The sequence below is a fragment of the Flavobacterium cheniae genome (assembly GCF_004363695.1).
Lineage (GTDB): Bacteria > Bacteroidota > Bacteroidia > Flavobacteriales > Flavobacteriaceae > Flavobacterium > Flavobacterium cheniae.
In genome coordinates this window covers 200,427-226,358 of sequence record NZ_SNZC01000002.1, presented here as the reverse complement: position 1 = coordinate 226,358, position 25,932 = coordinate 200,427, and the positions used below count along the sequence as shown (strand labels likewise).

Here is a 25,932-nt window from a genome sequence, read left to right as displayed (position 1 = left end):
ATGAAAAATAAGTCATACATAGGAATTTCCTTTATTATACTGATTTTCGGAATTTGGGCAGTGCCTAAAATTATTGCAAAATTTCAAAAATCAGATTTAGTAGAAATTGGTCCTGTTCCAGCATTCAAATTAACGAATCAAGACAATAAAACCATTTCTGATAAAGATTATATGGGTAAAGTATATGTGTTGGAATTTTTCTTTTCAACTTGTCCTACGATTTGCCCAAAAATGAATCAAAGCATGCTGCAATTGCAAGAAGAATTTTATGGAAATCCAAACTTTGGATTGGCATCAATCACAATCGATCCTGCAAAAGATACGCCTCAAGTATTGAAGGAACATGCTAATTTATTAGGGGTAAAACATTATAATTGGCATTTTTTAACCGGTGATAAAGAATACATCTACAGTTTAGCCAATAAAGGTTTCAATCTGTATGCCGGTGAAAACAATGAAGCAGCTGGAGGATTTGAACATTCAGGTTTATTCGCTTTAGTAGATAAAGACGGAAAAATCAGATGCAGAAAAGATGCTCAAGGCAATCCAATTTTGTATTACGACGGATTAGAAGCATCAGGGGTTGAAGCCATCAAAGAAGATATTAAAAAATTATTAGCAGAATAATATGGAAACGAATAAAGAAACAAAATATAACAAACTAATTGTAGTATTATCAGTTGCTATTCCAGCTGTTGTGGCTTTGCTTTTTGGAGTTAATCTAAGAAAATTAGGTTATGATGTGCAACCACTATCATTTTTACCTCCAATTTATGCAACAATCAACGGATTAACAGCTGTTGTTTTGGTGGCTGCAGTTATCGCCATCAAAAATGGGAACAGAAAATTACACGAAAATTTAATGAAAGTTGCCATCGCATGTTCGGTTGCTTTTTTAGGTATGTATGTTGCCTATCACATGACTTCTGATTCTACAAAATTTGGTGGAGAAGGAGCGATTAAATATGTGTACTATTTTATATTGATTACTCATATTTTATTATCAATTATTATTATTCCATTGGTTTTAACTACGTATGTAAAAGCTTGGTCACAACGATTTGATAAACACAAAAAGATTGCAAAAATTACATTCCCAATTTGGTTATATGTTGCCGTTACAGGAGTTGTGGTGTATTTAATGATTTCTCCGTATTATGCAAACTAAATTCAAAAGTTTACTAATAGTAGTTTTTACTATAGTCTTTTCTCTTTTTTCTAATATTTTAAGTGCCCAATGCGCCATGTGTCGTGCGGCTCTTGAAAGCGAAGAGGGCGGAGTAAAAGCAGAAGCCGTTAACGACGGAATTGTATATTTAATGGCAATTCCATACTTTTTAGTTGGTATTTTAGGTTACGCCATTTATCGATTAAAATACGGAAAGAAGAAAGAACTTTAAATAAAAAAAGGCGTTTCAACTGAAACGCCTTTTTTTATTCCATTCCGTCAATACTAATGCTCATTTTTCCAGAAGTGGTGATGAATGCAATGATAGCTTTATCCGTTAATTCTACTTTTTCAAATTCGAAATCGTTTAAAGTTCCGTTTACAAAAACCCCTTTCATAGGGGAATAATTTGATAAATATGGATTCATGCTTTTCTTACCTTCTTCTAAATTACCTTTTATCGAGTAGCGGCAGTTTTCTTGAATTTTTCTTAAAATGGTTCCTTGTAAAAGCCAATTTGCCGATTTGGTTAAAATCCCTTTTGTATTTAACACATAATCCATTTGATCAAAGTAAATTTCTTTCGAAATAGGATTGTAATTCGGAATTCCCGACAAATAAATAGTGCCATTAATGCTTCCTAAAACATCTAAAGCAATTATCATTTTACCATCTTTTTGCCATAAATCTACTTTTTGAACGACAATTTTTCTACTTCCTGATGCAAATTCTTGACCTTGAAAATTTTTAGTTACAATTTTACTCGCACTTTCATAGGTAGAAACTGCCACCACAGAAGCTGTCGTATTTTCTGGAATTGAAGCTACAGGTTTTAATACAATTTTTGCAGCATCAAAACTATTTTTAGGTTCTTGTCCCACCATGGTTTGCATGTTACATTTTAAACCCATGTTCAATGTGATTTTTGATTTTGATAGCTTGGCTTCAGTTACATATAATTCCATTGGAACCATTTTAAACCATGTTTCATATTGCTCGCTGGTTAAAAAAGGCGTGCTTAATTTTTCTAAAACCGATAATACTTGAGGTTTAAAATCGCAAGTTTCGTCAATAGCTTTATCAATTTTTTTTGCAATTTTCGATTTAAAAATGCTCAGTGTTGGATTAATAATGTAAGTAATTGGAACATTTTTCCCTGCAACTAGAATACTTGGGCTTTCACTCCATTCAAAATCTTCTAATTTTGAAACCGTAGTAAGTTTCCAATTGGATAAATGAGTTTTGCTATTTAAAGTGATGGTTCCGTTTAAATTTACCTCTCTAGTGTCATTTAAACCCATAAAATCGGTTCCGTATTTGAATTTTGCCCAAATTTTCATTGGGATAACCGAAACAATATTTCCATCTTTTTCAGTTAATTTGATAGGAGCTGTTTTCCAAATTTTCATTTCGGTTTTATCGTCGCTCAAAATCGAATCGTTATAAATTAGTCCAGTTAAATTTTTGTTCAGCTGGCTTTCAATTTCTTTTAATGTAACTTCAACAGGCATGGCCACAAACGAAGTTTTGTTTTTATAAACTACTGGTGAATTGTTTGACGGCAAAGGTTTTAATGCCTCAATTTTACTAGTGGTTCCACAAGAAATCACTACAAAAAACAAGCTAAAAATAAGAGTAAAAGCAATAATTGTTTTCATTACAGCAAAATATAAGTTCGGTTTTTTTCGATGTAAAAGTAAAATTTTAATCGATATGCTGTAACAAAATAATGAAAAAGAGGTCTTATAAGAAATGAGAATTAAAGCACATAAAATGATAACAAAAAAAATAGTTCTTTTTCTATTGTTGATTGGTTTTCAACTATCGGCACAAACGAAAAAATGGACATTGGAAGAATGTGTGGATTACGCCATCAAAAATAATATTTCAGTTAAGCAGTCTGAATTGGATTTGAAAACTTCTGATATTGAAAAATTAGAAGCTGTAGGTGGTTTTTTACCAACTTTGAATGCTAATGCAAATTATAGTATTAATACGGGAGCGAGTATTAACCCAGTTACTAACCAATTCCAAAACGAAACATTTAAATCGTTTTCAGCAGGAGCAAATTCAAATATTACATTGTTTAACGGATTGGCTAATTGGAAAACATTACAAAGAACTAAGCTAAACAAAATTGCAAATTCTTACCGATTAGATAAGATGAAAGATGATATTGCACTTTCAGTAGCCAATTCTTATTTGCAAATTTTGTTCAATAAAGAGCAATTGAAAGTTCAAAAAAATCAAAATTTAGTTACTAAAGAAAATATTAAAAGAACACAAGAGCTAATTGAAGCGGGTACTCTTCCAGCAGGAGATATTTATGAACTTCAAGCTACTGATGCTACTCAGCAACAACAAATTATTAGTACGGAAAACGCGCTTTTAATTTCAAAAATTGCTTTGTGCCAAACATTATTATTAGAAGAATATGCTACGTTTGATATCTCTGATGAAATTATAGATTTACCAATGTCTAATGTTACAAATGAAACACAAGAAGCTATTTTAACCAAAGCTAAAGAATCGGTTAAAGATGTGAAAATTGCAATGTCAAATGTAGATATCGCTAAAAAAGATGTTTCTATTTCGCGTTCGTCTTATTTGCCAACATTATCTGGATTTTTTGGATACAATACACGCTGGGCAGAAAGTACACCTTTTAATTTTGCAGATCAGTTGTCATTGTTTGATGGAACAGCAATTGGGTTACAACTAAATGTTCCTATTTTAAATGGATTTGCAACAAGAGGAAGAGTACAACGTGCAAAAATAAATCAAGAACGTTCAGAGTTTCAGTTAAAACAAGCCGAATTAGATTTAGAACGAAATGTCTATCAAGCTTATAATGATGTTATCAATGCAAAAAAATCTTTTGAAGCAGCACAAAAAACATTAGAAGCTAGAAAACAATCTTTCAATTTTTCAAAAGAAAGATTTGATGTGGGTTTAATGAATTCATTCGATTTTTCACAAGCGTCATTTGCATACGAGAATGCGCAATCAGACGTGTTAAGAACCAAATACGATTATATTTTTAGAACCAAAATATTAGAATTCTATTTCGGAATTCCATTAATTAAAAAACAATAATAAAACATAAATACCTAGTCATGTCAAAGAAAACCATATTCATTTTATTAGGAAGTGCAATCGGATTAATCTTGTTATTAGTTGGACTTAAAAAAGGTGGCGTTATCGGAAATAATGATGATTCAAAAATTGTTGAATTGTCAAAAGTTGCTCAAACTACAATTGTAGAAACGGTTTCGGCAACTGGAAAAATCCAACCCGAAATTGAAGTGAAAATTTCATCTGAAGTTTCAGGAGAAGTTATCGCTTTACCAGTTAAAGAAGGGCAACAAGTTAAAAAAGGCGATTTATTAGTGCGAATCAATCCTGATTTATATGAGTCTGGAGTAAATCGTTCTGTAGCTTCTATGTCAACTACAAAAGCTGGATTAAGTCAGGCTGATGCTCAAGTAAAAGAAGCAAAAGCCAATTACGACCGAAATAAAAAATTGTTTGATAAAGGAATTATTTCAAAATCAGAATGGGATAGAATTGTATCGGCTTATGAAGTTGCAGTTGCAAGCAAACAATCGGCTTATTATCAAGTACAAAGTGCTTCTGCAACAGTTACTGAGGCAAAAGATAACTTAGGTAGAACCACAATTTACGCTCCAGCAGATGGAACGATATCGCTATTAAATATTGAGTTAGGAGAAAGAGTTTTAGGAACGCAACAAATGACGGGAACAGAAATTCTTAGAATTGCTAACCTAAACAATATGGAAGTAGAAGTTGATGTTAACGAAAACGATATTGTAAAAGTTAGCATTGGAGATTCAGCAAATATTGAAGTTGATGCCTATTTAAAAAGAGAGTTTAAGGGAATTGTTACGAGTATTTCTAATTCAGCAAGTTCAACTTTAACAGCTGATCAGGTTACGAATTTCAAAGTAAAGGTTAGAATTTTAAAAGAATCATACCAAGATTTATTAGAAGGAAAACCAGCTAATTTCTCGCCATTCAGACCAGGAATGACTGCTACAGTTGATATTATTACGAAACGTAAAGAAAATATTGTAGCTGTGCCAATTAGCGCAGTTGTGATTAAAGATGATACCACTTCAGTTAAAAAAGATATTGTTGCTGAGTTAGAGAAAAAGGAGCAAGAGCAAAAAGGAACGGCTCCTAAAAGTGATAAAAAATACGAGTGTGTTTTTGTGAAAGTGGGTGATAAAGCAAAATTGAGAGTTGTTAAAACTGGAATTCAAGATGATACTAATATTGAAATTATTTCAGGATTAAAATCGGGTGAAGAAATCATTATTGGACCTTATACAACTGTTTCCAAAGATTTAGTTTCTAATGATAAAATTAGAGTGGAAACCGAAAAAGATAAAAAAGAAAGTAAGAAATAGATTTCTTATTAGTTAATTTGGGTAGATAAGGCGTAGGTAACTGCGCCTTATTTTTTTTACGGGTTTATCTTCTTAACTTTGCATTTCAAAAATCTGATTATGTCAATTATTCTAAACATAGAAACGGCAACAAAAAATTGTTCTGTAGCTTTAGCAAATGAAGGAAAAACGATAGCATGCAAAGAAATTGCTGAGCAAAATTTTTCTCATGCCGAAAAATTACACGTTTTTATAGAAGAATTACTTGCTGAAAATAATTTGCAGTTTTCTGACTTGAATGCTATTGCTGTAAGTCAAGGACCTGGTTCTTATACAGGTTTACGAATTGGTGTTTCTTCTGCAAAAGGATTTTGTTATGCGTTGAATATTCCAATGATTGCTATTGATACATTGCAACTTTTGGCAAAACAAATTCAAATTGAAGACGGAATCATCATTCCAATGATTGACGCTCGTAGAATGGAAGTTTTCTCAGCATTTTACGATAAAAATCACAATCAAATTAGAAATACTCAGGCGGAAATTATTGATGAAACTTCTTATCAAGAAATTACAGAAACAATTCATTTAGTAGGCGATGGTACTGAAAAATTCAAAAACACTTTAATTGACACTAAATTTGTTTTTCATTCGGATGTGGTTTTTCCTTCGGCTAACGAAATGAGTCAGTTATCGTTTGATAAATATCAAATAAGAGACTTTGTTGATGTCGCTTATTTTGAACCTTATTATTTGAAAGATTTCGTTTTGAGTAAATAGTTAAAGCGATATTTCACTTTTACTAAATTCTAAAATATCAGAAGTTGCCTTTAGGTAATCGTTATTGTTTGTCCAAACTTTTACTGTAAATACAATTGTAGTTTCAGACAAATCAGTGACTAAAATTTCTGGTTTTGGATCTTGTAAAACTAAGTCGTGAGATGAGACAAAATTTAAAATGCTAGTTTTAATTTTAGAAAAATTAGAATCATAGTTTGTTTTTAAAACTAAATCGGCTCTTCTAATTCCTAATTGCGAATAGTTTTTAATTTTCCCATTCGATAAAATTCCGTTTGGAATGTAAATTACTTGATTAGTTGCGGTGATTAATCTTGTAGAAAAAATCAAAATTTCATCTACTTTTCCTGTTTCTCCATGTGCTTCAATAGTATCTCCTAATCTAAAAGGCTTGAAAAGAATAATTAAAATTCCACCAGCAAAATTAGAAAGCGAACCTTGTAATGATAAACCAATCGCTAAACCAGCTGCACCCAAAATGGTTACAAATGCTGATGTTTCAATGCCTAATTTTGAAATTACGGTTACAAAAAGTAAAACACGTAATGTCCAAAAAATTAAGTTTCCTATAAAATTAGAAAGTGTTAATTCTACATTGCGTTTTATCATTACTTTTTTAGCTGTCTTAGTGATAAAACTTGTCGCCCACAATCCAACTACAAGGATAATAATGGCTACTACAAATTTGGGAGAATATTCTAAGATTAATTTCTTTATGGTTTCGATGTAATTTTGGATTTCTGTTGGGTTCATGCTTAATTTTTTTTGCAAAGATATTCAGAGATTTTTTTAAGATGAATAAAAAGCATAAAAAAAGCGTTCTTTTTTAGGAACGCTTACTTAAAAATATTTTTTTTTAAACTTATTCAATTTCAAAAGTTAGTTTTAAATTTACTCTAAATTCGGTTACTTCGTTGTCTTTTACCGAAGCGCTTTGATCTTGTACATAAACAGAACGAATTTTCTTTAATGATTTTGCTGCATGAGCTACTGCCTTTCTTGTTGCGTCTTCCCAACTTACTGTTGAGCTAGACAGAACTTCAATTACTTTTAATACTGCCATAAGAATAGATTTAATTTTAAATTAAAGTTAAGGATTTTTTTCTAAGAACACTTTTTTGTTAAAATTGATAACATTAAATTAACGTTAGATTAAAAATCTTGGAGGACTTTTGCACCAAATTAATTCATAAAAAAATGGAGCAGATTTATATTATTATGTTAATTGCATTAGCTATCCTTGCGGTTACCGATTTAATGGTAGGAGTAAGTAATGATGCGGTTAATTTCTTAAATTCAGCAATTGGTTCAAAAGCAGTTTCGTTTAAGACAATTATGATTGTTGCGAGTTTAGGTGTTGCAGTTGGAGCGCTTTATTCAAACGGGATGATGGAAATTGCCAGAAATGGTATTTTTACACCTAGTATGTTTAGCTTTAATGATGTAATTATCATCTTTTTAGCGGTAATGATTACCGATGTATTGTTACTTGATGTCTTTAATACTCTAGGATTACCTACTTCAACAACGGTTTCTGTGATTTTCTCTTTATTAGGAGCTTCTGTAGCATTAGCTGTTTATAAAGTATATGTAAGTAATGATAGTTTTAGTACTTTAGGGAAATATATCAACACTGAGAAAGCTTCAGAAATTGTTTATAGTATTTTGCTTTCTGTGGCATTGTCTTTTGCTTTAGGTTCGTTAGTACAATATGTCTCAAGGTTAATTTTTACGTTCCATATCGAAAAAAGATATAAATATGTTGCGGCACTTTTTGGAGGAGTTGCTATGACAGCTATTACTTTTTTCATTTTGGTAAAAGGATTAAAATCAATAACATTTGTGCCTTCTGAAGTAAAAGATTTTATTAAAGAAAGTCCATTTACAATTATTGCTTATTCATTAATTTTATGGACAATTGTTTGTCAATTATTAATAAGTGTTTTTAAATACAGTGTTTTTAAATTTATCATCATAGTTGGTACTTTTGGATTAGCACTTGCTTTTGCAGGAAATGATTTGGTTAACTTTATTGGTGTTCCAATTGCTGCTTATCAAGCTTTTGAAATTTGGGCTGCACCTGGACAAACTGTTGGAGCAACTGAATTTATGATGTCTGGTTTAGAAAAGGAAAATTTACCAGCGCCTTTCATCTTTTTAGCTTTAGCTGGATTAGTAATGGTTTACACATTATGGACATCTAAAAAAGCAAAATCTGTAATTGAAACAGAACAGAACTTATCAAGACAAGGAGAAGGAAACGAAAAATACAACGCGAATAATTTATCAAGAAATTTAGTTCGTGCTATGATGTATTTAGGTAACATTATTAGTTTTATTTTGCCAAAATCGTTACAAAGAAAATTAGATGCGCAGTTTGTTCAGCCAGAATATACTGGAAAAAGAGATGAGCAACCTATGTTTGACATGGTTAGAGCTTCTGTAAACTTAATTGTGGCTTCGATTCTGATTTCTATCGGAACTTCTATGAAATTACCATTATCTACTACTTATGTAACTTTTATGGTGGCAATGGGTTCGTCTTTTGCTGATAGAGCTTGGGATAGAGAAAGTGCTGTATATCGTGTGGCTGGAGTATTTAATGTAATTGGAGGTTGGTTTGTAACCGCTTTAGCGGCTTTCTTATCGTCTGCTATCATTGCCTACATCTTATTTGTTGGGGAAGTATTTGCATTCTTTGCATTTATGATTATTGTAGCAATTTTCTTTTACAGAAGTAACCAAATTCACAAAAAGAAAGTAAAAGAAGAAGAAGAAATTAAAAGTTTAAGAAAAGAAGATATTGTAACATTAAAAGAAATGATTACAGAAAGTTCTTCTCAAATTTCTAAGGTTTTAAGAAAAACAAGTACATTGTATTCTAATGTGGTTGATAATTTAGGCTTACAAGATTTAGCTAAGCTTAAAGAAAATAAGAAATCGCTTAAGAAACTTGAAAAAGAGATTGATGAATTGAAAAGTAATGTTTTCTATTTTATTAGAAACTTAGATGAGAATTCAGTTGAAGCGAGTAAATTTTATATTTTAATTTTAGGATACTTACAAGACATGGTGCAGTCGATTGATTACATCACGTCTAGCAGTCATTCGCATGTAAATAATAATCATAAGAAATTAAAATTTAATCAAATTCGCGATCTTAAAATTGTTGATACGCAATTGCAAGAATTGTTTAGCCGTTTAGAGGAAAGTTTTAAAACAGAAGATTTCTCTAAATTAGATGAAATTTTAAGAGATAAAAAAGTGTTCTTAGATACAGTATCTGAATTAATTACAAAACAGATTACCAGAATTAGAACAACCGAAACGAGTCCAAAAAACAGTAAATTGTATTTCTCATTACTTCTTGAAACAAACGATTTAATTAAGTCTATTATGAATTTATTAGAATTGTTTAAAGAATTTAATCAGCAAAATAATAAGAAATAAAAAAAGAGCCGTAAGGCTCTTTTTTGTTTTTATAAACTTTAGAAATTATCCGTTAATAGCTTCTACTTTGATAGCTTCGTCTTTTAACATATCTTTCAACATGTTTTCAATTCCGTTTTTCAAAGTAAAGGTAGAAGAAGGGCAACCGCTACAAGCACCTTGTAAAACCACTTTGACTCTTTTTTCTATTGGATCAAAAGATTCAAACATGATGTTTCCACCATCGCTTTGAACAGCTGGTTTTACATATTCTTCAATAATGTTGATGATTTGCTGAGAAGTTACATCAAGCGTATCAAAATAAGCTTCTTGTTGTTTTTGGTGGATTTCTGTTTTTACGATGGCAGTTTCGTCAATTACAGTATTTCCGTTTTCGATGTATTCTTTAATGAAAGTTCTTAACTCTAAAGTAATTTCATCCCATTCTGTTACAGCAAATTTGGTAATTGAAATGTAATTTTCGTCAATAAAAATTTCTTTCACAAACGGAAACTTAAATAATTCTTTCGCTAAAGGAGAAGCACTTGTTTCATCAATGTTTTTACATTCTAAAGCCGTTTTTGTTAGTAGTTTGTTGCAAACAAATTTCAAAACCGATGGGTTAGGAGTTGTTTCGGCATAAACGGTTATAGGTTGTTTTTTTGTTTTGTTTTCATCAACTTGGATGATAACGCCACCATTTGATATAAACTCATTAATTTGATTTGCCACATCTTCTTGAACATCTTCCCATTCTACTATTGAAAATTTTTCAATAGCAATGAAGTTTCCAGAAATATAAACTGTTTTTACAAAAGGAAGGAAAAATAATTGTTTGGCTAATGGTGAATTTTGCGTTTCGTCAATGTTTTTGAATTCAAAATTCTCTGTTCTTACGATTATTTCATCCAATTCAAATTTTACAATGGCTGGATTTTGAGTTATTTTAGTTGCTATTACTTGCATGATAATTAATTTTTTGCAAAGATACAAAGTTCAAAAGATTTGAGGTTTGTTTTATTCACGGACTTTTTTATTTAACTTTTTATTAGATTTTGATGAACAAAAATGTTAGAAAAGCTCTTTTTGTATTCTAATCATTAAAAAAATGTAAATTTAACTTAAGAATATTTTAAGCGAATTGTAAAAGAAACCTAAAAATTTATATCTTTGGCAAGTTCGTAGTAAAAAACCACATTTTTAGTTGTTTTTTATTAATAATGTTCTAATTTTAAAACCTAGAAGTTTGATTAGAATAGTAAGAAGTATGTTTTCATTAAACAATAACTACAATGAATTTTAAAAAGAGTTATTTTATTTTAGCGTTTTTATTGGCACAATTTTCATTTGCCCAAGAAGGAGTAGCTGTTTATTCGGATTATTTGTCGGATAATTATTATTTGATTCACCCTTCAATGGCAGGAGCTGCTAATTGTGGAAAAATCAGATTAACAGGTCGTCAACAATGGTTTGGCCAGGAAGACGCACCATCTTTACAAACAATTAGTTTTAATACTGCACTAGACGAAGATGGAGTTTCTGGTGTTGGTATGATTTTGTTTAATGATAAAAATGGATATCATTCTCAAAAAGGAGCTAAATTAACCTATGCACATCACTTAAGATTTTCAAGAGGAACTTTAGATTTAAATCAGTTATCTTTTGGTTTAAGTGCTGCATTTGTGCAAAGTACGTTAGATGGAACTGAGTTTACCGGATTTGATCCTAATATTGTTCAAGGAGTAATAACTAAAGATGCTTATTTTAATGTTGATTTAGGAGTTTCTTACCATTATATGGATTTCTTTACTCATTTTACAATCAAAAACTTTTTAGCAAACAAAAGAGAGTTATACACAGATGTAGAATCTGATAATTTAAGTAAATACCTTTGGAGTGCTGGTGCTGTTTTTGGAAATGAGAATGATTTATTATTTGAACCATCTTTTATGTTTCAATATACTTCAGAAACAAAAGAAAAAGCAATTGATTTAAACTTAAAGGTTTATAAACAATTAGAATTCGGAAGATTATGGGGAGGTTTGTCTTATCGTAGAAGTTTTGATGGAGCACAATATGCTTCTGATGGCTCTTTAGAAGAACAAAAACTACAGTGGATTACTCCTATTGTAGGTTTAAATTACGATAAATTCATGTTCTCATACACTTATTCTCATATTATGGGTGATGTGAAGTTTGATAATGGGGGTTTTCATCAAATTACTATAGGTATGAATATCTTCTGTAAAGACAAAGCTTGGGATTGTAATTGTCCTGCTGTTAACTAAAAATAAATATTTCAATTATATTTGTCCCGATTTTATCGGGACATTTTTTTTAAAAGAATAAATATGTTAATTAAAGAAGTAAACGGAAAATTTCCTCAAATTCCAGATGATTGTTATGTTGCTGAAAATGCCACTATTGTTGGTGATGTTTCTTTTGGATCAAATTGTAGTGTTTGGTTTAATGCTGTAATTAGAGGCGATGTTAATTCTATTGCAATCGGAAACAAAGTAAACATTCAAGATGGAGCAGTGGTTCATTGTACTTATCAAAAACATCCTACTGTTATTGGAAATAATGTTTCAATAGGGCATAATGCCATTGTACATGGTTGTACCATTAAAGATAATGTTCTAATTGGAATGGGAGCTATTGTAATGGATAATTGCGTAATCGAAAGTAATTCAATCGTAGCGGCTGGTTCAGTAATTATACAAAATACGGTTGTAGAATCAGGTTGTATTTATGCAGGTGTTCCAGCTAAGAAAGTAAAAGATATTGATCAAAGCGATTTTGCTGGTGAAATTGAGCGTATTTCAAATAATTACGTAATGTATTCGGGTTGGTTTAAAGACGAATAATTAAAAGTTCTTATAAATCACTTTTTCATTATGATTTAAGATGGTTTCCAAAACTTCAGGCTCGCTGTTCGTATAGAATATTTGCGAGCTTTTCTCTTTTGACGAATTAAGCAAATGATTTTGTTCAATTATCTTTTGAGTTTGTTTGGCAACAGCTTCACCAGAATCGATAATTTTAATATGGGATGGAATGATTTTTTGAATCTGAGGAATTAGATACGGGTAGTGGCTGCATCCTAAAACCAAATAATCAATGTTTTTTTCCACCATCGGATTTAGATAGCTTTTTAATAATTCTTCCATTTCAGGGGAATTGATATCGCCATTCTCAATTAACTGAACTAATCCGTGACCTATTTGCTCAATGATTTTGACATCTGGATGGTTTTCTACACTTTTATGGAATAACTCACTATTAAGGGTTCCTTTTGTGGCAAGAATTCCAATTGTTTGTGTTTTTGAATGGAGAGCAGCTGGTTTTATAGCTGGTTCAATTCCAATAAAAGGGACATCGTATTTTGCTCTTAATTCTTTTATAGCGTTTGTTGTGGCAGTATTGCATGCTACAACAATAATTTTGCAATTGTTTTCTAATAGAAATTCTGTGTTTTTACAACTTAGTGCTACGATTTCATCTTTAGATTTTAATCCGTAAGGGGCATTCTTGCTATCTGCAAGATAGATAGTGTTTTCATAAGGCATTAACGCATGTACTTCTTTCCAAATAGACGTGCCGCCAATACCAGAATCAAATAAACCTATAGGATTTTCATTTTTCATAAGAACAAAAATAAAAAAAAACTGCTCAATCTAAATTTTGATTGAGCAGTTTTTAAATTATTAAGTTGAATTAATTAGAAACCAAGTTCTTTTTTAACATCAGCTAGTAAATCGATTCCTCCTTCAGCAAATAAAACTCCTGATCCAGTTGTAGCATCTAACACATAGTTTACGCCTTTAGCTTTTGCTACTTTTTGAATTGCTTTTTGAGCTTTTTCCATGATTGGTTTGATTAAGTCTAATTCTTTTTGACCTAATTCTTTTTTAGCTGTTTGTTCAAATTGTTGAATACGGCTTCCCATATCCTGCATTTCTTTAGAACGAGTTTCGTTTAAAGCATCGCCTGCCGTAGGAGCCTCTTGTTCGTATTTTTGTAATTTTGTTTGGTATTCAGTTACCATGTTTTTGTAATCTTTGTCGTAAGTTTCTTGAATTTTCTTCATTTGATCTTGCGCTGTTTTCATTTCTGGCATAGTTGTCATTAATGCTTGAACATCTATATGAGCAACTTTTGATTGAGCTGAAACTTGCGTTCCAATGAAAAGTACGATTGCGATTGCTAATGTTTTTAATTGTTTCATTTTTAATTTTAAAATTTAAGTTATTTAATCTTTATTCTCTGTTTCTGTTTTGGTTTCTTTTGCTTTTTTAGCTGCTTCTTTATCTTCAGCTATTTTTTTCTTTTTCTCTTCTAATGCTTTTTTACGCTCTTCTAATTTTTTGTTTCTTTCGTCAATTGCTTTTTGTCTTATTTCGGCAGGCGTAGGTTTTTTTTCTTCAGAAGTAACTTTTTCTTCATCACTATCTTTTACGTCTTCTTTTTTATCTGACTCTTTTTTGTCTTCAGAAGTTTTATTTTCAATTACTGTGCCATTTTTTTTAGCATCGCGTTCTTCAAGTAATTTTTTTCTTTTTTCTGCTGCATCAGCTTTCTTTTGTTCGTTAGCTAATTTGCGTTCTTCAATAAGTTTTTCTCTTGCTAATTTTTTTTCTTCTAAAATTCGTTGTCTTTCTGTAAATGCTGGATTTTCTTCAACACCTTCTTCTAAAGCCTCTTTTGCTTCTAAAGCTTTAAGTTGCTTTTTAGACATTTCTTCTCTTTTTTGAGAAGCAGTTAGTTTTTTCACAACAAAATCACTAATATCATATTTTTGAGCAGCAAATAACATGGTTAAATCTGAAGATTTATCAAAAATAAAATCGTATTTTCTTTGTTCAGCAACATCTTGTACAATAGTAAAAATCTGGTCTTGAATTGGTTTAACCAATACTGATTTTTGAATTATTAAATCTCCTTTTGGTCCAAAACGTTTTTCTTGATAGTCAAGAAGTTCTTTGTCTAAATGAGCAATTTCTTCTTCTCTTTCTTCAATTAATTCTTTTGTTAATAAAACTCTTTCTGTTTTTAAAGCGTCTTTTAACTTCGTTATTTCTGTTTTTTTAACTTCTATTTCTTGCTTCCACTTTTGAGCTTTTTGCTCTAATTGATTATTTGCTTCTGCATAATCTGGTACCTTTTCTAAGATATATTCCATATCTATATAACCAATTTTAACTCCTCTAGCGGTTTGAGCGTTAGAAGAAAAAGAGATTAAGGCAAGTATAAATAACAGTTTTTTCATTTTCAATTTAATTTTGTTTAGTGGTTGAATCTGTTTGGATTCAACTTTTATAAATGTCAAACGTAATAAATAGTAAAATATTTTTACGAATTTAACAAAAAAGTACTAACAAACCTTAAAATTGTTGTCCAATAATAAAGTGTGTTTGCCAACCACTTTTAATAGTTTCACCTGGAATGGCATCAAACCCATGAGCAAAATCAATTCCTAACAATCCAAATGCAGGCATAAACACACGTAAACCAACTCCCGCCGAACGTTGAAGTTTGAAAGGGTTATATTGTTTAAATGAATCAAATGCTGAACCTGCTTCCAAGAAACTCAAGGCATAAATAGAAGCTGACTGATTTAATGTTATAGGATATCTTAATTCTAATGAAAACTTATTATATATGGTACCACCATCTTGTGATGATAGTGAGTTATTTGGATACCCTCTTAATTGAATTACTTCTCTTCCATCTAAAGCAAAGTTAGCTAAACCATCTCCGCCTAAGAAGAATCTTTCAAATGGAACTAAACCTCTATCTGAGTTATATGCTCCCATGAACCCAAATTCTGCATTAGTTCTTAATACTAATTTTTCATAGACTCTTGTATACCAATCTGCTTTAAATTTAATTTTGTAGTATTCCAACCAATTAAATTTCTTTTGATCAACTTTTCCTTGGTCAACGGCTGCATCAGCTGGGTCTGTAACTGGATAACCTTCCGTGTTTAAATAACTTCCTGCAGGATAATTGGTGCCATCAGGAGCTTCTCCAGCTTCGGTTGCAATAACTTTGTATTCTGGTAAATTTTCTAAATTAGCATAATCAACTCCATTAAATAAAGAATATGGTGGAGTAAATTTTCCTGAAATACTAAATTCAGATCCTGTAGTAGGGAAAATTGGATTTACACCTTTACTATTTCTTGATAAACCAACAGTGTAAGCTAAGTTTCTTGAAGATCCATCTCCGAATGTAAATAATCCAGTGTTGTAATTGTTCAAATCATAGTATTGAAATGATACTGATTGAGATAAAACAAAATAATCATCTGGAACAGTAAGTCTTTTAGCTAAACCAACCGATAACGAAGTAATATTGAAACTTTGATCTCTATTTACATCTCTTGATCTTCCATTAAATAGATATTGTTTACTATGAGATAATGATGTTGAGAAACTAACAGGTTTTTTTCCTCCAAACCAAGGTTCTGAGAAAGATAAGCTGTAGGTTTGGAAATATGAACTTCCTTGTAAACGTAATGACATTTTCTGACCGTCTCCCATAGGAAGTGGCTTGTAGGCGTCTTTTTTGAACATTTTTCTAGCCGAGAAATTATTGAACGATAAACCTAACGTTCCAATAAATCCTCCACCTCCATAACCTCCTTGCAATTCAATTTGACTAGAACCTTTTTCAACTACGTTATATTCAATATCAACCGTTCCAGCTTGTGGGTCGACATTTTTAAAATCGGGTTTAATTGCTTCAGCATCGAAAAATCCTAATTGGCCAATTTCACGAATAGAACGAATTAAATCTTCTTTGCTGTATTTTTGTCCCGGTTTTGTTCTAAGCTCTCTGTAAATTACATGGTCGTTTGTTTTATCATTTCCAACCACTGTAATTTTATTAAAGTATGCAATTGGACCTTCAGTAATTCTTATCTCAAAATCGATTGTGTCGTTTGCTGTTCTAACTTCAACAGGGTTAATGCTAGAAAATAAATAACCATTATTTTGGTATAAGTTTGTTAAGTCTTCTCCGTCAGGTTTAGTTTGGTCTGCTATTCTTTTCTGAAGAATAGTACCGTTGTAAACGTCACCTTTTTTAATTCCTAAAATTGAATTAAGTTGGCGTTCTGTATAAACGGTATTTCCTAGGTATCTAATATCACCAAAATAATATTTTCTTCCTTCTTCTAATTTTACTTTGATGGAAACAGTATTTGAATTTTTATCGTAGGTAACAGAATCAGATATGATTCTCGCATCTCGATTCCCTTTTTCTTTATATTTATCAATTACAGCGGTTAAATCTTCCTTGTATTTTTCTTTGATATACTTTGATTTTTTGTAAAATCGGATTGGATTACGTTGTTTTGTGTTCTTGAAAGCTTTTTTTAGTTTAGCATCACTAATTTGACTATTTCCTTCAAAATCAATGCTTTTTACTTTAACTTTATCACCTTTGTCAATATTTATAACCATTTTAACCTCGGTGTCTAAACTATCTGGTATAGTGTTTATGGTTACTTTGGTTTGGTAATACCCTTCTTTTTTATATTTGTTTTCGAAGTAATTTTTTGTAGTAGTAATTAAATTTTCGTTAACTATTTTTCCTTTTTTTAAATCGGCTTCTTTAGTTAATTCTTCAATTTTACCTTTTTTTACACCTTGTATTTTTATATCAGATAGTTTAGGTAACTCATTAATATTTAGTTCTAAAAAGATACTGTCTCCTTCGATTTTATTTACATAAAAATTTACATCTGAAAATAAACCTAACTTCCATAGTTTTTTGATGGCATTACTAATGTCTTGTCCAGGGACAATTATTTGTTGTCCTTTTTCTAATCCAGTAAACGTGGTTACGGTTTGTTCGTTATAACTTATTTTTCCTGTAACATCAATTTTGGCTAAGATATATTCTTTACCACTTTCTAGTTTTGTGTCTTGAGCAAAAAGTGAAGAGCTATATAGTATTGTAAATAGTGTAAATAATTGTAATCCTTTTTTAAACATCTTTTTAAGGTATAATTTGTTCGCTTGTTTTTCCAAATCGGCGTTCTCTTTTTTGATAACTAATAATTGCTTCATATAAATGGTCTTCTGAAAAATCTGGCCAAAGTACATCTGTGAAATAAAACTCGGCGTATGCTATTTGCCACAATAGGAAATTACTTATCCTGTGTTCGCCACTGGTTCTAATCACTAAATCTACATCAGGTAAATTGTGTGTGTAAAGATGCTGATTAATAATTGATTCGTCAATAGCCTCTTCAGAAATTATATTATTTTTAACTTTGTTCGAAATTTTTTTAACAGCTTGAATGAGTTCTTCACGAGCCCCATAACTAAGTGCTAGTGTGAGTGTCATTCTAGTGTTTTCGGCGGTTTTGTCAATTACTTCTTGTAATTCTTTTTGTACACCATCAGGTAAATTTGTTAAATTTCCAATGGCGTTTAATTTTATATTATTGGTCTGTAAAGTCTTAATTTCTTTCTTCAAAGAAGAAACTAAAAGCTTCATTAAGGTGTCAACTTCAAGTTTTGGACGATTCCAGTTTTCAGTTGAAAAAGCATATAAAGTCAGGTTTTTAATCCCTAATTTAGCACATGCTTCAACTGTTTTTCTTACTGATTTTGTGCCGCTTTCGTGTCCAAGCGCTCTAAGCAATCCTTTTTGTTTTGCCCATCTTCCATTGCCATCCATTATAATTGCTAAATGGCTAGGTAAATAATCAGTATTTATATTTTGTAATAATTCCATTTTATTCTGCGCAAAAACATGGGTTTTGCCCAAATGTATAAGTTAATGTTAAACCAGTAAATACATACCAATCGTTACTGTTTTTATTTCCAAAGCGTAAGCTTTCAAAGTTATCATTCTCTGGATTACTTCCATCTAAATTATCTGTAAAAGTATATCTAAATCCTACTTCAGCACCTATAATGAAATTTTGAAATAATCTAGCTTTTAATCCTAAAACCATTGGAATTGCAAATGTACTGCTTTGATAGTCTTCTTCGCTATTATTGTCTAAAATGTAAATTTCATCATATATGAAGTAGCTCAATCCTGAATAAACATAAGGAGAAAATTTTGGATCTCCATCATGTAAGTCAAAATCCATAAAACTGAATTCTAAACCCGCAGAAAACTCTTTTACACTATTTTCAAATGAATTTCCTCTTAGATATCTGCTTGGGACATCACTATCAATGTCTTTTGCAGATAGTTTTCCTTGAGTGTAAGAAAATCTATATGCGTGTCTTGGACTTCTATTCCACTTATATACTATTCCAATTGAAGGCTCATTCGGAGCAATATAATCAGTAGGACCAATATCACCTATGTAATTGGTTCCGCCAACAAAAACACCAAGTTCATTAATCTGAGCTTGTGAATTAATTCCGCAGAAAATCAATACAATATAGAATAAAAAGTGCTTCATTTTTTGAAATAGTTTGCAAATATAACAATATTGACTACTTATCCCTATTTTAAGGATTTTTTTTGTTGTTTATTTGTACTTGAAAACGCTAAAAAATGAAAAATAATATAATTTCTAATATTAATTTCTTTTGTCTTCTCCCCAAAGTAATTTTTTTCTGATAGTATTTAGGAAAGATTCTTCCTTAAATTCAATTATCGAAATGGTAAAAGGCGATTTTTTAATTCGAACAATCGTATCTTTTGAAACCGCAGAAATTCTCGAATCTAATGAAATTAAAAATTGTTCTTCTCGTCCAGAAATTCGAAGTTCAATTTCCATGTCATCCGTTATAACTAAAGGTCTTGCGTTTAAGTTGTGAGGTGCCATTGGAGTTATAACTAAGCTTTCTACATTTGGCGTAAGAACTGGTCCGCCGCAACTAAGTGAATATCCTGTTGAGCCTGTTGGTGTTGAAACAATTAAACCATCTGCCCAATATGAAGTAAGATATTCTCCATTTAAATAGGTGACAATCGTTATCATCGAAGTAGTATCTTTTCTAGCGACAGTAACTTCGTTTAAGGCAAAATCTAATTCGCTAAAATTATCATATTCTGGTGTAGTTTCAATGCTTAACAATGTTCTTTTTGAAATTGCATAATCGTCATTAAGTAATTTTTGCAAAAGCGTTTCAATATTTTCAAATTGAATAGTTGCTAAAAACCCTAATCTCCCAGCATTTATTCCAATAATCGGAATGTTTTTATCTCTGACAAAAGTTGCTGCTTTTAGAATAGTTCCATCTCCGCCAATACTAATTAACGCTTTGAAATCGGCATCTAAATTATTGTAATTGGAATAGGTTTCGTACTCTTTTAAAATGATATTTTTTTCTTTAAGACTAGCTAAAAAACTCGCTTCAAAAGCAATTGTAATAGCATTTGATTCTAAAAAAGTAACTACTTTTTGTACGATTTCAGCGGTACTGTTTTGGTAATATTGGCCAAATAACGCTATTTTCATTGTTGTCTCTTTTAAATGTTCAAGTATTTATCTAAATAATCAGAGCGTTCTTTTAAACTGTTTAAGTAAGAATCATCTTGATGTTCTGAAATAATTTCATATTCATAACGTCTGAAAGTTTGAATAATATCGTTTAAACCGCTTTGGCTAATTTTTACAGTAATTTCTACTTTGTTTCCTACTACATTCGAAATGAATAAACCTAAGATCTTCGCATTATTACTCTCGATAATTTGAGCCACTTGACTCATAGAAAACTTATCTGTTTCTTTTTCTACGACAATAATGCCGCCTTCTTCTTTTAAGAAAGGAGTTTCATGGAAAAACCGAATAACATCTTCTAATTCATAATAACCTAAATAGGTGTTTTTATCGTCTAAAACCGGAATCAAATTACTTTCATTTTTAGCAAAAATTTCCAACACATCAAGCCAAATAGTAGATGTGCGAACAAAAAAGCGTTCAAAATGAAAGCGAGTTTCGTTTACAATGGCATCGCTATTTAAAAGTTCAACGTTCTCTTTACTCACGCATCCTATATATATACCATCTTCGGTAACTGGGAAATGCGTGTAAGGAAAATCCAAAAACAAATCCTGAGCTTCAGCAATAGAATCGGTGTGCTTTAGAGGTTTTATTTCGTTGTTTATGTAGCTTGTAAGATTATTCATTGTGGATGTGATGAAAATATATCGCAAAATAATCAAAAAATACCACATGCTAGCTAACTTATACTTTGTATTTTTGTATAAATTAAAAATTATTATGACAAAGTTATCAGTAAATATTAATAAAATAGCTACGCTTCGTAATTCAAGAGGAGGTAATGTGCCTGATTTATTGAAAGTTGCAAAAGACATTCAGCATTTTGGAGCAGATGGAATTACCATTCATCCAAGACCAGATGAAAGACACATTCGTTATCAAGATGCACGTGATTTAAAATCGGTTGTGTATACCGAATACAATATTGAAGGAAATCCGCAACACAATTTTATTGATTTGGTTTTAGAATGTAAGCCAACTCAAGTTACTTTGGTGCCTGATGCTATTGGTGCTTTGACTTCAAATGCAGGTTGGGATACAGTTAAACATCAATCGTATTTATTAGAAGTAATTCAAGAATTTCAAAGAAACGGAATTAGAACTTCCATTTTTGTAGACGCTGATGAAAAAATGATTGAAGGAGCAAAAGCAACTGGCACTGAACGTATCGAATTATATACCGAATCATTCGCTCATGAATATGGCTTAGGAAATAAAAACGGAATCGAGCCGTATGTAAAAGCAGCTGTAAAAGCGAATGAATTAGGATTAGGAATTAATGCAGGTCATGATTTAAGTTTGGATAATATCAAATTTTTTAAAGATAATATTCCAGGATTGCTTGAAGTTTCCATTGGTCATGCTTTAATTTCCGAATCTTTATATTTAGGTTTAGAAAATGTAGTGAATATGTATCTTCAAAAATTAAAATAAGATGTTGTTGCACTCAAGAATAGAAGGCGAAGGCAAGCCACTAGTAATTATTCACGGTTTTTTAGGAATGTCTGATAACTGGAAAACATTAGGAACGCAATTTGCTAATGAAGGTTTTCAAGTACATGCTTTAGATTTAAGGAATCATGGAAAAAGTTTCCATTCTGAAGATTTTTCATATGAAATCATGGTAGAGGATGTAAAACAATATTGCGAATTTCATCAATTAAAAGATATCACAATAATTGGACATTCTATGGGCGGAAAGGTTGCGATGCTTTTAGCTACAACTTATCCTGAATTGGTTTCCAAATTAATTGTGGCTGATATTGGTCCAAAATATTATGCGCCACATCACCAAACGATTTTAGCAGCATTAAATGCAGTCGATTTCTCAAAAAAACCAAGTAGAGCAGAAGTGGAAGAACAGGTTTCAGGTTATATTAAAGACTTTGGAACAAGACAGTTTTTACTTAAGAACTTATACTGGGAAACTTCAGAGCAATTGGCATTCCGATTTAATTTAAAAGTTTTCAATGAAAAAATAGAAACTATTGGAACGGCTTTACCATTTGAAAATGTTTTTTCTAATGAAACATTGTTTTTAAGAGGTGATAAATCAGATTATATTTTAGATAGTGATTTTGAAACTATTTACCATCATTTTCCAATGGCGAGGATTGAAACAGTTAAAAATGCAGGACATTGGTTGCATGCTGAAAATCCAAAAGATTTTTATTCATTCGTACTAGATTTTATTAAATAAAACAGCTAAAAAATTATGCATGCATAATTTTTTAGTTAAAAAAATTGTAAAATTCATATTTTGTTATAATTTTGAAGTATTGATTATAACAAACAAAGAAAAAAACTAACACATTTTTACATTATGAGAAAATTACTTTCTTTAACATTATTGGCTTTGGCTGGCTCTACTGCTTTTGCAGGTGGATATAGAGTAAGCATTCAAGGACAAAAGCAATTGGCTATGGGGCACACGGGTGTTGCTGTGGTGAATAGTGCAGAGGTTGCTTTTTTCAATCCGGCAGGGATGGCTTATTTAGATAAAAAATTCAACTTATCAGTAGGTGGAAACGGATTATTTGCAAATACAAAATTTCAAAATTCTCAATACAATTGGGAAGCGGAAACTAAAAACGTTGGAACTCCATTTAGTGTTTATGCAACTTATAGATTAAACGATTGGTTTACGGCTGGTTTAGCTGTTTATACTCCATATGGAAGTTCTGTAGAATGGGATCAGGATTGGCAAGGAGCACATTTAGTAAATAATATTGATTTGGCTGCTATTTTTGTTCAACCTTCAATCTCTATAAGAGTTGGGGAGCATTTTAGTGTAGGTGGTGGTCCGATTTTTGCTTCAGGTTCGGTTAATTTTAATAGAAATGTGGCAATTAATCCATTATTGTCAGTTGATGGAAGTGGTACAGATGTTACTTTAGATGCTAAAGGAATTACTGCATTTGGTTATACAGCAGGTTTTATGTTTAACCCAACTGATAAGCTGCGAATTGGTATGAATTACCGTTCTGAAATCATTATGGAAGCTCGTGATGGTGATGCAAATTTTAACGATGTGCCTGATTTTGCTTCAACTTCTCCAACATTGCAAAACACTACTTTTAACGCAGACTTACCTTTGCCTGCAGAATTAACAGTAGGTATGTCGTATCAAGTTACAGACAAATGGATGTTAGCTTTTGATTATAATAGAGCAATGTGGGGTGTTTATGAGGCTTTAACAGTTGATTTTCTTAACGCTGATGGGTCAATTAGAAACACTTCAAATAATCCAAGAAATTATAAGAACGCAAGTACTTATAGAGTAGGTACTCAATACAAAGCTAATGATAAGTTTACTTTCAGAGCAGGTTGGTATTTTGATGAAAGTCCAGTTCAAGATGGTTATTTCGCACCTGAAACACCTAGAAACGATTCAATGGGTTATACAGGAGGTTTAACATACCAAGTAAATAGCAAGTTAGGAATTGATTTCTCATTCTTATATTTACATTTTGACGAAACAGATAATTCTTATAATTACTATCAAGAAAACGGAAATACACTGCCATTTGGTGGAACTTATAAATCTTCAGTTTTCTCACCAGGTATTGGTATAACTTACGGTTTCTAATTTTAATAAACAGAAAAATGAAAAATAATTTTATATACTTAGCTATTTTAGCTGCTGGTTTCGCTTCTTGCGAGCCAGAATTTGAAAACGAAGTAAATGCTGAATACACTTCAGGGGATGCTGATTTTACTTCATACGTTGCAATCGGAAATTCATTAACTGCTGGTTATATGGACGGAACGGTTTCTAGAGTAGGGCAGACTTATTCTTTTCCAAATTTATTAGCACAACAATTTGCATTAGTGGGTGGAGGTGAATTTACTCAGCCATCTTATGCAGAGGATGTTAATAATTTAGGTGGATTAATGTTAGGAGGTATTCCAATTGCTGACAGAAGAAGAGTTCTTGATGCAACTCAAGTTAATCCAAATGGTTCTATTGGTGCAGTAGAAATTATCGCCGGGACTTCAACAATTGAGGTTTCTAATTTACAAGCAACTGCCTATAATAACATGGGAGTTCCTGGGGCAAAATCGTTCCATTTAGTTGCGCCGGGTTATGGAAATATTGCTGGTGTGGCTTTAGGGCAGTCTAATCCTTATTTTGTAAGACATGCTACATCTCCTACTGCTACAGTGTTAGGTGACGCAATGACAAAAAACCCTACATTTTTCACGAATTGGATTGGAGCAAATGATGTTTTATCTTATGCAACTAATGGTGGGGCACAATCTGATGGTGTAACTGCAGCGGCAGATCACAACTCTACAGGTAATATGAATCCAGCTACTTATGGAGGAAATGACATAACAAATTCGGGAGTTTTTGCAAGTGTTTATTCAACAATTATTAATACTTTAATTTCAGGTGGCGCTAAGGGAGTTGTAGCAACAGTTCCAAGTGTAACGTCTATTCCATATTTTACAACGGTTCCATTTGCACCATTATCTCCAACAGCTTTAGGTGGAGCTACAAATATTAATGCTTTGAACGCTCAATTATATGGTCCTTTAGACGGTATTTTTTCAGCTTATGGAGAGCCAAATCGTGTGAATTTACTTTCAGCAACATCGGCAAATCCAATATTAATATATGATGCCGATGCAATTGACAGAAGTGCGGAAATTACTGCAGCATTGACAGGTACTCTTGGGGCGCCAACTGCTGCTGCATTTGGTGCTGTTTTTGGAAAAGCACGTCAAACTACTGCTGCAGATTTAGTTGTATTACCAGCTTCTTCTGTTATTGGTACACCAAACACTTCTTCTCCATCAACATTAATTAATATTAACGGAGTTTCTTATCCAATGGCAAACAAATGGGTTTTAACTGCAAATGAAAAATTAAAAGTAGCTAACGCTACAGCGTCTTACAATGCAGCTATTGTTTCTATTGCCGACGCTAATGATTTAGCTGTTGCAGATATGAATGCAATTTTAGGTCAATTGGTTAGTGGATTAAGAATTGAAACAGGTCAAGTGTATACAGCAAATTATTTTAGTGGTTCAGCTACTGAAGGAACTGTATTATTCTCGTTAGATGGTGTGCATCCAAATGCGAGAGGTTATGCAGTAATTGCAAACGAAGTATTAAAAGTTATCAATAGATACTACAATGCAAATTTACCTTTACATAACCCATCTTATTTCCCTGGAATTAATATTGTAGGTTCAAACTAAGTTTGATATAAATATTTAAAAAAGGCATCATTATTGATGCCTTTTTTTGTAACTTTAAATTTCTAAAAAAGATAAAAATGAATTTAATAATTAAACTTTTTATTAGTACAGTTGTAGTTTTTGTACTTTCTTATTTTTTACCAGGTGTGCATGTTACTAGTTTAACAGGGGCTTTAATGGTAGCTGTCGTGTTAGGTTTATTAAATACTTTTCTAAAACCAATACTCGTGCTACTTACAATCCCAGTTACCTTTTTTACATTAGGCCTTTTTTTATTAGTAATCAACGCAATTATCATTATAATTTGCGATTATTTTATAGTAGAATTTAGTGTTGATGGTTTTTTAGATGCCTTATTGTTTAGTGTTTTATTGTCAATTACTCAATCAATTTTGAATAAAATCTTTATCGACGAAAAATAAATTTATAGCGAA

At 31.4% G+C, this 25,932-nt stretch carries 26 protein-coding genes; 14 read left to right on the top strand and 12 right to left on the bottom strand.

Annotated elements, in window-relative coordinates:
- Genes C8D80_RS05970 through C8D80_RS05960 form a run of 3 tightly spaced genes read left to right on the top strand, consistent with a single transcriptional unit; the run spans position 1 to position 1,400 of the window.
- Complete coding sequence (locus C8D80_RS05970) at positions 1–627, top strand: SCO family protein (RefSeq protein ID WP_133608389.1); 627 nt, start codon at positions 1–3, stop codon at positions 625–627.
- A 1-nt stretch (position 628) separates the two neighbouring features.
- Entirely contained in the window at positions 629–1,168 is a 540-nt protein-coding gene (locus C8D80_RS05965) for a DUF420 domain-containing protein (protein WP_133608387.1), read from the top strand.
- Positions 1,158–1,400 carry a hypothetical protein gene (locus C8D80_RS05960; protein ID WP_133608385.1) on the top strand — a complete coding sequence of 81 codons (243 nt, stop codon included), beginning with the start codon at positions 1,158–1,160 and terminating at the stop codon, positions 1,398–1,400. Before C8D80_RS05965 ends, C8D80_RS05960 begins: the two co-directional genes overlap by 11 nt.
- Positions 1,401–1,434: 34 nt before the next feature.
- Here the strand turns inward: C8D80_RS05960 and C8D80_RS05955 are convergent, their stop codons facing one another.
- Entirely contained in the window at positions 1,435–2,826 is a 1,392-nt protein-coding gene (locus C8D80_RS05955; protein ID WP_133608383.1) for a DUF4403 family protein, read from the bottom strand.
- A 118-nt stretch (positions 2,827–2,944) separates the two neighbouring features.
- Between C8D80_RS05955 and C8D80_RS05950 the strand changes: the two genes are divergently transcribed.
- The 3 genes from C8D80_RS05950 (at position 2,945) to tsaB (ending at position 6,357) form a co-directional block, all read left to right on the top strand.
- The gene (locus tag C8D80_RS05950) at positions 2,945–4,264 is read left to right on the top strand and encodes a TolC family protein (protein WP_162845056.1); all 1,320 of its coding nucleotides are present in this window, start codon (positions 2,945–2,947) and stop codon (positions 4,262–4,264) included.
- 20 nt (positions 4,265–4,284) lie between these two features.
- Entirely contained in the window at positions 4,285–5,598 is a 1,314-nt protein-coding gene (locus C8D80_RS05945) for an efflux RND transporter periplasmic adaptor subunit (RefSeq protein ID WP_133608379.1), read from the top strand.
- Between the two features lie 99 nt (positions 5,599–5,697).
- Positions 5,698–6,357 carry a tRNA (adenosine(37)-N6)-threonylcarbamoyltransferase complex dimerization subunit type 1 TsaB gene (gene tsaB, locus C8D80_RS05940; protein WP_133608377.1) on the top strand — a complete coding sequence of 220 codons (660 nt, stop codon included), beginning with the start codon at positions 5,698–5,700 and terminating at the stop codon, positions 6,355–6,357.
- On the opposite strand, the gene C8D80_RS05935 is transcribed toward tsaB, so the two are convergent.
- Positions 6,358–7,128, bottom strand: coding sequence for a mechanosensitive ion channel family protein (locus C8D80_RS05935; RefSeq protein WP_133608375.1), 771 nt, complete (start codon positions 7,126–7,128; stop codon positions 6,358–6,360).
- Between the two features lie 109 nt (positions 7,129–7,237).
- The gene (locus C8D80_RS05930; RefSeq protein WP_133608373.1) at positions 7,238–7,438 is read right to left on the bottom strand and encodes a dodecin family protein; all 201 of its coding nucleotides are present in this window, start codon (positions 7,436–7,438) and stop codon (positions 7,238–7,240) included.
- 134 nt (positions 7,439–7,572) lie between these two features.
- On the opposite strand from C8D80_RS05930, the gene C8D80_RS05925 reads away from it, so the two are divergent.
- Complete coding sequence (locus C8D80_RS05925; RefSeq protein ID WP_133608371.1) at positions 7,573–9,825, top strand: inorganic phosphate transporter; 2,253 nt, start codon at positions 7,573–7,575, stop codon at positions 9,823–9,825.
- Between the two features lie 45 nt (positions 9,826–9,870).
- Here the strand turns inward: C8D80_RS05925 and C8D80_RS05920 are convergent, their stop codons facing one another.
- A complete protein-coding gene (locus C8D80_RS05920) occupies positions 9,871–10,770 on the bottom strand; it encodes a NifU family protein (protein ID WP_133608369.1) in 900 nt (299 codons plus the stop codon).
- Between the two features lie 326 nt (positions 10,771–11,096).
- Here C8D80_RS05920 and C8D80_RS05915 point away from each other — a divergent pair, with 326 nt between their 5' ends.
- A complete protein-coding gene (locus C8D80_RS05915; protein WP_133608367.1) occupies positions 11,097–12,092 on the top strand; it encodes a PorP/SprF family type IX secretion system membrane protein in 996 nt (331 codons plus the stop codon).
- Positions 12,093–12,155: 63 nt separating this feature from the next.
- On the top strand, positions 12,156–12,671 hold the full coding sequence (locus tag C8D80_RS05910) for a gamma carbonic anhydrase family protein (RefSeq protein WP_133608365.1): 516 nt from the start codon (positions 12,156–12,158) through the stop codon (positions 12,669–12,671).
- On the opposite strand, the gene murI is transcribed toward C8D80_RS05910, so the two are convergent.
- The 8 genes from murI to C8D80_RS05870 all read right to left on the bottom strand — a co-directional run bounded on the left by murI (position 12,672) and on the right by C8D80_RS05870 (position 20,916).
- A complete protein-coding gene (gene murI, locus C8D80_RS05905; RefSeq protein ID WP_133608363.1) occupies positions 12,672–13,451 on the bottom strand; it encodes a glutamate racemase in 780 nt (259 codons plus the stop codon).
- Positions 13,452–13,525: 74 nt separating this feature from the next.
- Positions 13,526–14,032 (bottom strand): OmpH family outer membrane protein, encoded by a 507-nt coding sequence (locus tag C8D80_RS05900; RefSeq protein ID WP_133608361.1) that lies wholly within the window; start codon positions 14,030–14,032, stop codon positions 13,526–13,528.
- 24 nt (positions 14,033–14,056) lie between these two features.
- Positions 14,057–15,073, bottom strand: coding sequence for an OmpH family outer membrane protein (locus tag C8D80_RS05895; protein WP_162845040.1), 1,017 nt, complete (start codon positions 15,071–15,073; stop codon positions 14,057–14,059).
- Between the two features lie 115 nt (positions 15,074–15,188).
- Positions 15,189–17,882 (bottom strand): outer membrane protein assembly factor BamA, encoded by a 2,694-nt coding sequence (gene bamA, locus C8D80_RS05890; protein ID WP_133608357.1) that lies wholly within the window; start codon positions 17,880–17,882, stop codon positions 15,189–15,191.
- A complete protein-coding gene (locus tag C8D80_RS05885; RefSeq protein WP_133608355.1) occupies positions 17,812–18,555 on the bottom strand; it encodes an isoprenyl transferase in 744 nt (247 codons plus the stop codon). The genes bamA and C8D80_RS05885 overlap by 71 nt, the downstream gene beginning before the upstream one ends.
- Position 18,556: 1 nt before the next feature.
- Positions 18,557–19,240, bottom strand: coding sequence for a type IX secretion system protein PorG (gene porG / locus C8D80_RS05880; protein ID WP_133608353.1), 684 nt, complete (start codon positions 19,238–19,240; stop codon positions 18,557–18,559).
- Positions 19,241–19,360: 120 nt separating this feature from the next.
- Positions 19,361–20,245, bottom strand: coding sequence for an NAD kinase (locus C8D80_RS05875; protein ID WP_133608351.1), 885 nt, complete (start codon positions 20,243–20,245; stop codon positions 19,361–19,363).
- Between the two features lie 11 nt (positions 20,246–20,256).
- A complete protein-coding gene (locus C8D80_RS05870) occupies positions 20,257–20,916 on the bottom strand; it encodes a CBS domain-containing protein (protein ID WP_133608348.1) in 660 nt (219 codons plus the stop codon).
- Between the two features lie 94 nt (positions 20,917–21,010).
- Between C8D80_RS05870 and C8D80_RS05865 the strand changes: the two genes are divergently transcribed.
- The 5 genes from C8D80_RS05865 (at position 21,011) to C8D80_RS05845 (ending at position 25,920) form a co-directional block, all read left to right on the top strand.
- Positions 21,011–21,724 (top strand): pyridoxine 5'-phosphate synthase, encoded by a 714-nt coding sequence (locus C8D80_RS05865; protein WP_133608346.1) that lies wholly within the window; start codon positions 21,011–21,013, stop codon positions 21,722–21,724.
- Between the two features lie 4 nt (positions 21,725–21,728).
- A complete protein-coding gene (locus tag C8D80_RS05860; RefSeq protein WP_133609434.1) occupies positions 21,729–22,490 on the top strand; it encodes an alpha/beta fold hydrolase in 762 nt (253 codons plus the stop codon).
- A gap of 123 nt (positions 22,491–22,613) precedes the next feature.
- The gene (locus C8D80_RS05855; protein ID WP_199757197.1) at positions 22,614–23,879 is read left to right on the top strand and encodes an OmpP1/FadL family transporter; all 1,266 of its coding nucleotides are present in this window, start codon (positions 22,614–22,616) and stop codon (positions 23,877–23,879) included.
- A 17-nt stretch (positions 23,880–23,896) separates the two neighbouring features.
- Positions 23,897–25,498: an SGNH/GDSL hydrolase family protein gene (locus C8D80_RS05850; RefSeq protein ID WP_133608342.1), complete on the top strand. Its 1,602-nt coding sequence runs from the start codon at positions 23,897–23,899 to the stop codon at positions 25,496–25,498.
- A 77-nt stretch (positions 25,499–25,575) separates the two neighbouring features.
- The gene (locus tag C8D80_RS05845) at positions 25,576–25,920 is read left to right on the top strand and encodes a phage holin family protein (RefSeq protein ID WP_133608340.1); all 345 of its coding nucleotides are present in this window, start codon (positions 25,576–25,578) and stop codon (positions 25,918–25,920) included.
- Positions 25,921–25,932: the final 12 nt, after the last annotated feature.